Raw genomic sequence first — 9235 nt, 5'->3', positions numbered from 1 at the left:
TCCTATGAATACCGCCGAATTACTCGTGAAATGCCTTGAAAATGAAGGCGTTGAATATATTTTTGGCCTGCCAGGGGAAGAAAATCTCGATGTCCTCCAGGCCCTCCGTCGCTCTCAGATTGAATTTATAACCACCCGCCATGAACAGGGGGCAGCCTTTATGGCCGATGTCTATGGTCGGCTCACTGGCAAAGCAGGGGTGTGTCTTTCTACCCTCGGCCCTGGTGCCACAAATTTAATGACCGGCGTTGCTGATGCTAACCTCGATGGCGCTCCTCTGGTGGCTATTACAGGGCAAGTGGGGACGGACCGCATGCACATCGAGTCCCACCAATATCTGGACTTGGTGGCCATGTTTAGCCCAGTAACCAAATGGAATGCCCAGATTGTCCGCCCCAGCATTACCCCGGAAATTGTCCGCAAGGCCTTTAAAATTGCCCAGAATGAGAAGCCCGGTGCGGTTCACATTGATGTGCCTGAAAACATTGCCGCCATGGAAGCCGAGGGCTATCCCCTCAAGCCCAGCTCGCCCGAAAAAACCTATGCCTCCTTCCAGAGTATTCTCAAGGCTGCTGAACTCATCAATACTGCCGAAAACCCCCTGATCCTAGTGGGGAATGGCGCCATTCGCGCCCAGGCTGCCGCTGCCCTCACCCATTTTGCTGAAAAGCTGAATATTCCCGTGGCCAATACCTTCATGGGCAAAGGGGTCATTCCCTATCAACACCCCCTTGCCCTGTGGACCGTGGGACTTCAACAGCGGGATTATATTAGCTGCGGCTTTGATCATGCCGACTTAGTCATTGCCATTGGCTATGACTTAATTGAGTATTCCCCGAAAAGCTGGAACCCCGATGGCCGCTTGCCCATTATCCATATTGCGGCCACCCCTGCGGAAATTGACAGCAGCTACATCCCTGTCGTTGAGGTTGTTGGCGATATTTCTGACTCCCTCTATGAAATTCTTAAGCGGGCCGAACGCCAAGATAAACCCACCCCCTATGCAGTGGCACTGCGTCAGGCGATTGTGGCGGACTATTGCCAATATGCCCAGGATGAGAGTTTTCCCGTTAAGCCCCAAAAGCTAATCTATGACTTGCGCCAAGTCATGGGGCCAGAGGACATTGTTATTTCTGATGTGGGTGCCCATAAGATGTGGATTGCCCGTCACTACCACTGCGATCGCCCCAACACCTGCTTGATTTCCAATGGCTTTGCGGCCATGGGAATTGCCGTACCGGGGGCAATAGCCGCAAAATTGGTCTGTCCCCAGCGGCAGGTGGTGGCAGTCACCGGCGATGGTGGTTTCATGATGAATTGCCAAGAACTGGAGACGGCCCTGCGCATAGGCACAAACTTCACAACCATTATCTTTAATGATGGCGGCTATGGCCTCATTGAGTGGAAGCAGCAGCGCTACTTTGGTGAATCCGTCTATGTGCACTTTGGGAACCCCGATTTTGTCAAGTTAGCCGAGAGCATGGGACTCAAAGGCTATCGCATTGAGGAGACCGCTGACTTTATCCCAACCCTAAAAACTGCTCTGGCACAGGATGTCCCCACTATCATTGATGTTCCTGTGGACTATAGTGAAAATCTGCGCTTTAACCAACGTCTTGGCGAGCTAAGCTGCGACACTTAGGCGAGGTGCTCTACCCGTATCCAAGGGGCATAGGGGTTGATAAAGCCCGTGACGGTGATCGGTTGCCCATTTCTATAGGTTTGCAGCCAATCATTCACTGTGGGGTGGAGGGTCACCAAAGGCCAAGACTGTTGATCCGTGCGCAGTTGATAGGTCTGCTCCCCCAATTTTAGAAATTCGCCCATGACGGTTTGCATTCCTACGCTCTTGGTCATCGGGGTTGGTTGAGCGATCGCCACCGCCACCGGCTGCGCTAGGGACGGATCAAAGGTCTCCAATGCCCGCAGTTGCCACTTTTCCCATTCAGGGTGTTGGGGTGGCAGATTAAAGAAAGGAAAAATAGCCTGCCGGCACCGCTGAATCATGGACTTTAGATCAAGGGTGTCCACCAATTGGTGCAGAGATTTGCCTTGGCGAACAGCAGTGGCAGCTAGCCACCCTGCTCCCTGCCCAATGCCCATCACCAGCGGTTGCAAGCGGGTGGCACCATTGGCAATATGGGTCACGGAGATGTTTTTTTCCGCCACTAAAAAGCCCTCCACCCGCTGCGGGATCAGAGCGGTATAGGGAATCACAAAGGGCGTCCCTGTCCAACGACCACCCCAGCGGATGGCCTTAGGCATCAAGGGGAGTTCCATTGCTGGATAGTGGTGATCGTTCGGGTAGTTGCCGATGGCAATACCAGTGTAGTGACCTTGGGCATCAATGGGCGGTGGGGCACTGGGGAGAATATCCTGCTCTTGAATTGTAGTGAGGCCAATTAGGCGACGACTTTCGCGGTAGTAGGGATGGAGAGCATAGGCACCACCTCCTAGCTGGCCAGGGAATCTTGGAAAAGTTTCCTCCGCTAAACCATAGCGACGACCCAAGTGGCGTTGGATATAGCAGGCAAAATCCTGAGCATGCCAGCGGGCCTCTTGACAAAAGGCTTTTCGCTCTTGGGCAGAGCCAACCAACCGCTGGAGGCCAACACCGTAGTCATTCCCGTGGTGCGGCCAGTTGAGCATAAAGCGGTTCCCCGGCAAACGGCCATAGTTAAGGAAGTGCTGTGGGTCGTAGCCTGCCCAAGCCCCGTCAAACTTGCGTTCATCCCAAAGGGGGGAAGGGGGAATCTCCGGGGCAGTGGCACCCTCACCATAGTCCTGTAGAACCACAACCCATGTGGGGGCTTGAATAGGGTAGGCTTCGGTTAGAGGGGTGGGTGCTGGCGGCGCTGAGGGTTCTTGGGTGTCTGTTTGCCACTCCCAGCCCCAACGATGGGGAATCTCCCCTAAGGCCAGGAGATCACCAAGTTCCGTGGCGTCAATGGTGATTTGGGCATGGATCGTCAGAGTAGTGAATTCCACACCGCAGATGCGATCGCCCTGGCGCAAGACCGCTTGGGGAACTTCACCGACCATCCAAACCAAGTTTGGGGTTGCCTTGACCCACTCGGCAAACAGATCAGCGGCAACCTTGGGCTCAAAGGTAAAAAAACTCACCCAAGCATGATCCAAACCCCCTGGCTGGCGGTGGGCGATCGCCCGTAGAAACTTGCCCCACAGCCCTGTTTGCCACGCCATGAGTTCATTGCCATCGGGGGCCGCTACCCCGGCACTGGTGAGCATGCCCCCTAGCCAAGGGGTTTCACTGACCAGCACTGTTTGAACCCCCATTCGAGCCGCCGTTAGGGCAGCAGCGACTCCCCCTGTCCCACCGCCAACGACGAGCACCGCGGTATGGAGGGTTTGCCTCACCGTTGGGGTTCCTTGGGATCGGTAATCAGCCCCCAGCGATTGGGGGGCCAAAAGCGAATCGCAGCACGGCCAATAATGTAACTGCGGGGTACGACTCCCCAGCAGCGGCCATCAAAGCTGTTATTGCGGTTATCCCCCAACACCAAGTAACTGTTGGCAGGAATCACTTGGGGTTGAGCAAGGTAGGGCTGCATACCAGCACAGGTATCCACTGAAGTAAAGGTTGAGGGCGCAAGATAGGGTTCGGGCAGCGGTTGATTGTTGACATAGACGCGTCCTTGGCGCAGTTCTACGCGATCGCCCGGTAAGCCCACCACCCGTTTGATAAAGGCATCACGAAAGCCCGCCTGCTGAAGCGTGGGGGTTGGATTAAACACAATAATGTCGCCACGATGGGGGGCATGGAAATAGTAGCTGATTTTTTCAATAATCAGGCGATCGTTGATCAGGAGGGTGTTCTCCATGGACCCGGTGGGGATATAACGCGCCTCGGCCACAAATGTGCGAATGCCAAAGGCAAGGGCAGCCGCCAGTCCTAAGGTTTTAGCCATCTCTAGCCACCAGGGTTCTGTGGCCTCTTTTGTTTTGGCTATCCCTGATTTAGGGGCTGAAGCATTTGTGGGTGGCACTTTGCCATCGGACATAGGAAGGAATCTCGCAAACACTCAAAAACTAAAGCCATGCACTCCACGATACTACAGCGATGTGAGGTTAGCGGTCACTGTTTGCTCTTAGAGTGCTTTGGGCAACGTTCTGTTCCCCAGGGTTGCTTCCGGTTAAAGGATCTGCTCGATCATGGACTGGGCTTGGGCAGCGTAGCTGCCGCCGAAGAGGTTAAAGTGATTAAGAATGTGGTACAGGTTGTAGATGGTTTTCCGTTGCTCATAGCCCGCTGTTAGGGGATAGGTGGCGTTATAGCCCTCATAAAAGGCAGCCGGAAAGCCACCAAAAAGTTCACTCATGGCCAAATCTACTTCGCGATCGCCATAATAACTAGCGGGGTCAAAAATCACGGGTTCCCCCGTAGAGCAAAAGGCGGCATTGCCTGACCAAAGATCGCCGTGCACCAAGGTGGGGGTTGGCTCATGGTTTAGGAGTTCTGGAATCACTGCGAGAAGCTTCTCCGCCTTGGGAAAGTATCCACCCCGACGGCGAGCCAGATCAAACTGATAACGCAGCCGAGCATCGCGGAAAAACTCCCCCCAGTTGTCTGACCAAGGGTTCATTTGAGGGGTGGCACCAATGGTGTTGTTTTCTGACCAGCCGTAGCGATCGCCGGTGCCCTTAAGGTGCAACTGTGCCAGCTTTACCCCCATCTGCCACCAATCCCCAGCCTGGGTGAGGGGCAAGTATTCCAAAACTAAAAAACTGGCGTCCTCAACTACCCCCCAGAGCAGGGGAAGGGGAACGCGAATCGTTTGAACCTTAGCGATCGCCCCCAGGGCATTGGCTTCAGCAGCAAACATAGCCTGCCGTTCAGGGCGATTAAATTTAACAAAGAGGGTTTGCTCCGGATGTTGCCACACATAGGTGGTGTTGATACTGCCGCCTCCCACCGCCAGGGCTTTACCCCCATGGAGCCGCCGACCCGTCGCTGCGGCAAATTGATCCCACAACTGTTGCCAGCGACTCACACCCTCAACCCTTAGTCGTCGTAAATGCGACACTCAGCAGCATCAGGGTTGTCATCACAGTACTGCTGGAAGGAGGTTTTGTGATCCTGCTGCTCAGCCCGTTGGTGGGCAGCTTCCGCTTGTAGCTCCTCAAGGGCATCCCAGGCGGCGGCACACTGTCCAGAGGTTGCCCCTTCGGTGTCACAGATTTTGTGGGCTTCCTCGCGGGCTTGTTCGATTTGTTTCTCGAGATTACTCATAGAGCCTTTATTGAAATTGAATCACCGTCTTCAGTTTATGCAATCTGCCCGAGGGCAGGAATGCCGTTACTCCACTCTAGCAATGAATGCCCAAGACTGCCAGTTGGAGAAGGGGCATCCCCACCTCGAACCCCTAGAGGGTATTGTCGGCAACTGTTGTTTCACTGAAGGGGCGGGGGGCAGATTGGGTGAGTTGGGCATAGAGGGGCAGATGGTGCTGCGCCACAGCAGGCAGAGCCGCATGGACATGGCTGGCGATCGCCGTCGTCGTCACATCGTAGGTTTGGGTAGCCACTTTGGGATACATCCCCACAGCAATAATCGGCACCAGGAGGGATAGGGCAATGAAGGTTTCACGAGGATTGATGTCCAAAAGCAGCTTGTCAAACATATCGCCCGCTTGTTTGCCCGTAAAGACCCGGCGCACCATCGAGAGCAGATAGACGGGCGTAATAATCACCCCCACGGCGGCGAGGAACATCACCCCCACTTTGAAGGTTGTGGAGTAGGCGTCACTGTTGGTCAAGCCCAAAAAGACAGTGAGTTCACTAACAAAGCCACTCATACCGGGCAGAGCCAATGAGGCCATAGCGCCAGCGGTAAAGAGGGCAAAGGTTTTTGGCATGGATTGGGCAATCCCACTCATTTTTTCCATAGCCAGTGTGTGGGTGCGATCATAGGTCACCCCAGCCAAGAAGAAGAGAACCGCCGCAATCAGACCGTGGGAGAGCATTTGCAACATCGCCCCATTGAGGCCAATGCCATTGAGGGCGCCAATGCCCAGCAGCACAAAGCCCATGTGGGAAATGGAGGAGTAAGCCAGTCGCCGCTTCAGGTTTTCTTGGCCAAAGGCGGTCAGGGCACCATAGACAATATTCACGACCCCAAGGGCAATCAGGACAGGGGCAAAGTAAATGTGAGCATCCGGGAGCATTTGCAGGTTAAAGCGAATGAGACCATAGCCCCCCATTTTCAGGAGCACGCCCGCTAGCACCATTGAGACCGGAGCCGAAGCTTCACCATGGGCATCGGGTAACCAAGTGTGCAGTGGAAAAATGGGCAGCTTGACACCAAAGGCAATGAGGAAGCCAGCATAGGCAAGGAGTTCGAGGGCCAAGGGGTAGTTTTTGAGCCCTAGGGCCGCCATGTCGAGGGTAAAGTCACCGCCATAAAAGGCCATCCCTAGGCCGGCAATGAGGATAAAGAGGGAACCAACGGCAGTGTAGAGGATAAATTTTGTAGCGGCGTATTGGCGTTTGGCACCTCCCCAGATGGAAATCAGCAGATAGACGGGCACCAGTTCCAATTCCCAAATCAGGAAGAAGAGGATGAGATCTTGGGCCGCAAAGACGCCAATTTGGGCACTGTAGAGCGCCAACATCAGGAAATAAAATAAACGCGGCTTCTGCTTTACTTGCCAAGCCGCAAAGATTGCCAGTGTGTTGACCAGACCCGTCAGCAAAATGAGGGGGACCGCAAGGCCATCAACCGCTAGGGACCAGTTCAGGCCGATTTGCGGCAGCCAAGGCAGGATTTCCACCATTTGGAACTGGGCGGATTGGGCATTGTAATGCTGCCAGAAAACCATTGCCGAAAGGCCAAATTCGAGGAGTGCGATCGCTAGGGCATACCAGCGGACTGTCTTCCCCTCACGGTCGGGCAACACGGGAATGAAAAAGGCTGCCACTAAAGGCAGCAGTGTCAGTACAGTCAGCCAAGGAAATTGGACATTCATCAGACAACCCCCCAAGGGACGAGTCCAGTAATCTGTTCAAGTATCTGAGTAAGAATATATACCTATTTGCGGAATGTTGCAAATTGTTAAGCATTTTTCTAAATTATAAAGTTTGCGACAATACTATTGATAAAAGTCTATTCAATAAAGAATTGATATTGATATAAATAAAGTTAAGATGGAGGTTGGCGGCCTTAATGTTCCTCATTAGGTTCCTAACCCTTGGCTACAGCGGTGCAGTTCTACGACAAAGGGGGAGGTGCAACGGGAAAACAGAATGCTACAGTTTGTTCCAAATACTACGGTGTCTGCGGGTTGGGTCTGATGATTTTCTTGGAAGCAAGTGTTTTTGTCACTATCCTGGTCGGGTTTCTGGGAACGATTGTCAAGAAAAACCTGCTGATGAAGATTGTGACGATGGATGTCATGGGCACTGGAATAGTGGCTTTGTTTGTGGTCATTGCCACCCACAGTGGTCTGGTCACGCCCATTGCCCGGGGAGGTGTCTTTGATACTGCCTATGCGGATCCGGTGCCCCAAGCCGTAATTTTGACCGCGATTGTGATTGGCCTGTCGATTCAAACGCTGATGCTAGTAGCGGCAATGAAGCTAGCGCGGGATAACCCGACTTTAGAAACCCCAGAAATTGATCAAAAGTATTTGTAGGAAGTGTCAATGACGGAGCTGGCGATCGCTTGGATTTTGTTGCCCTTCGTGGGCGGCTTAACCCTTTATCTGCTGCCCCCCTTGGCGCGGGGTCTAACGCTGGCGATCGCCCTTGTTTCCCTCAGTGTCGGCTTAGGGATCACCATCAACCAAGTCAACACTGCCTTTGTTCTTCTCGATAGTTTTGGCATTTCCCTGAGCATTGACCCCCTTAGTGGTTACTTTATTGTCACCACTGCCCTCGTCATTTGCGCAGCCCTGTTATATACATGGCAGGAGAGCCACAAGGCGTTCTTCTATGTGCTGCTATGTCTACTCCACGGTTGTGCCAACACCGTCTTTATTTCAGCGGATTTCCTCAGTCTTTACGTGAATATTGAGGTGCTGGGGATTGTCGTCTTTCTGCTGATTGCCTATCCCCGCAGCGATCGCTCCCTCTGGATTGGCCTGCGCTACCTGATGGTGAGCAATGTGGCCATGCTCTTTTATTTAATGGGGGTAGCGCTGGTTTATCAGACAAACCATACCTTTGCCTTTCGTGCCCTGATGCAAGCCCCGCCAGAGGCTGTGGCTCTGATTTTGATGGGATTGTTGGCAAAGGGCGCCATTTTCATCAGTGGGCTTTGGTTGCCCCAAACTAACGTCGTTGCTGCGCCTCTTGTTGCTGCTCTCCTAGCTGGTATTGTCGAAAATACTGGAGTTTTTAGCCTTGTTCGCGTCAGTCTGCTTTATAGTAACGTTGCTGATATTGTGCGGCTTTTTGCTCTTGCCTCAATCTTTTTTGGCTCAATATTTGCCTTGGTGGCCGATGATGTACGACGGATGCTCAGCTTTAGTACCCTTGGCCAACTGGGATGGATAGTCATAGCCCCTCCAGCGGCGGGTTTGTATGCCCTCATGCACGGCTTGGCAAAGGCCAGTCTTTTTTTAAGCGTGGGGGAACTGCGCCACTATCGTCTGAGTGAATTACGCCAGGAGGGTTTGCCACGCCCAGTGGCGATCGCCCTGATGATTGCTGGTTATGGCATTGTCGGTGTGCCCTTCCTTGCTGGCTTCCCCGCTAAGGCCTTGACATTGAGTTACCTTGACCCGTGGCACCAAGGACTCCTCTATGGTGCTGGCTTTTTGTCCGCCACAATTTATAGCAAGTTCCTCTTTTTGCCCCGCTATCCTAGCAAGACCTCTATAGGCTATGGCGCTGCCACAGTGGTGCTCCTGGGTGGGCTATTTCTGGCCAATGCGGGCTACATGGAAGCCTACAGTAGTGGCATGAGCTTGGTACGCGCCCTTTTGCCGCCCTTGGTGGGGTGTGGTCTGGTGGCCTTGGGAGTCTCGCGCTGGGAATCGTCTTGGCGAGGGGCTTGGGAACGTCTAGAGCATCTTCTAGGGGTGATGCTGTTGCTGTCACTTGGCTTGGTGGGGTTAGCCCTATGAATTATTTGAACGTCGCCCTGTGCCTGACGATTTGGCTGCTACTGACGGCAGACTTTGGTCTGGTCAATCTGGTGATTGGTATTCTGGTTTCACTCCTGCTGCCCCAAGGGCGGGGGGGTGGGGCAACACTGCAAGAGTGGCTCAGTACC

8 protein-coding genes are annotated in these 9235 nt (G+C 53.5%); 3 read left to right on the top strand and 5 right to left on the bottom strand.

Annotated elements, in window-relative coordinates:
* Nucleotides 1–4: 4 nt before the first annotated feature.
* Nucleotides 5–1642, top strand: a complete 1638-nt coding sequence (locus tag H8Q75_RS01670) for an acetolactate synthase large subunit (protein WP_041429103.1) — start codon at nt 5–7, stop codon at nt 1640–1642.
* On the opposite strand, the gene H8Q75_RS01665 is transcribed toward H8Q75_RS01670, so the two are convergent.
* The 5 genes from H8Q75_RS01665 to H8Q75_RS01645 form a co-directional block, all read right to left on the bottom strand.
* Nucleotides 1639–3378, bottom strand: a complete 1740-nt coding sequence (locus H8Q75_RS01665; protein ID WP_297039924.1) for an FAD-dependent oxidoreductase — start codon at nt 3376–3378, stop codon at nt 1639–1641. The genes H8Q75_RS01670 and H8Q75_RS01665 overlap by 4 nt on opposite strands.
* Nucleotides 3375–4022 carry a signal peptidase I gene (gene lepB / locus H8Q75_RS01660; protein WP_297039922.1) on the bottom strand — a complete coding sequence of 216 codons (648 nt, stop codon included), beginning with the start codon at nt 4020–4022 and terminating at the stop codon, nt 3375–3377. The genes H8Q75_RS01665 and lepB overlap by 4 nt, the downstream gene beginning before the upstream one ends.
* 132 nt (nt 4023–4154) lie before the next feature.
* Entirely contained in the window at nt 4155–5012 is an 858-nt protein-coding gene (locus H8Q75_RS01655; protein WP_024124861.1) for a fructosamine kinase family protein, read from the bottom strand.
* An 11-nt stretch (nt 5013–5023) separates the two neighbouring features.
* Nucleotides 5024–5251, bottom strand: a complete 228-nt coding sequence (locus tag H8Q75_RS01650; RefSeq protein WP_011057657.1) for a Calvin cycle protein CP12 — start codon at nt 5249–5251, stop codon at nt 5024–5026.
* Nucleotides 5252–5384: 133 nt separating this feature from the next.
* Nucleotides 5385–6986 (bottom strand): NAD(P)H-quinone oxidoreductase subunit 4, encoded by a 1602-nt coding sequence (locus H8Q75_RS01645; protein WP_024124860.1) that lies wholly within the window; start codon nt 6984–6986, stop codon nt 5385–5387.
* 324 nt (nt 6987–7310) lie between these two features.
* Between H8Q75_RS01645 and H8Q75_RS01640 the strand changes: the two genes are divergently transcribed.
* Both H8Q75_RS01640 and H8Q75_RS01635 read left to right on the top strand, forming a co-directional pair.
* Nucleotides 7311–7652 carry a cation:proton antiporter subunit C gene (locus H8Q75_RS01640; protein WP_024124859.1) on the top strand — a complete coding sequence of 114 codons (342 nt, stop codon included), beginning with the start codon at nt 7311–7313 and terminating at the stop codon, nt 7650–7652.
* Between the two features lie 9 nt (nt 7653–7661).
* Nucleotides 7662–9086, top strand: coding sequence for a cation:proton antiporter (locus H8Q75_RS01635; RefSeq protein WP_297039913.1), 1425 nt, complete (start codon nt 7662–7664; stop codon nt 9084–9086).
* Nucleotides 9087–9235 lie beyond the last annotated feature (149 nt).

Origin of the sequence: Thermosynechococcus sp. OHK43 (assembly GCF_014466085.1) — a bacterium.
Lineage (GTDB): Bacteria > Cyanobacteriota > Cyanobacteriia > Thermosynechococcales > Thermosynechococcaceae > Thermosynechococcus.
The sequence above is the reverse complement of the archived record's forward strand: the minus strand, read 5'-3'. Positions and strand labels throughout refer to the sequence as shown.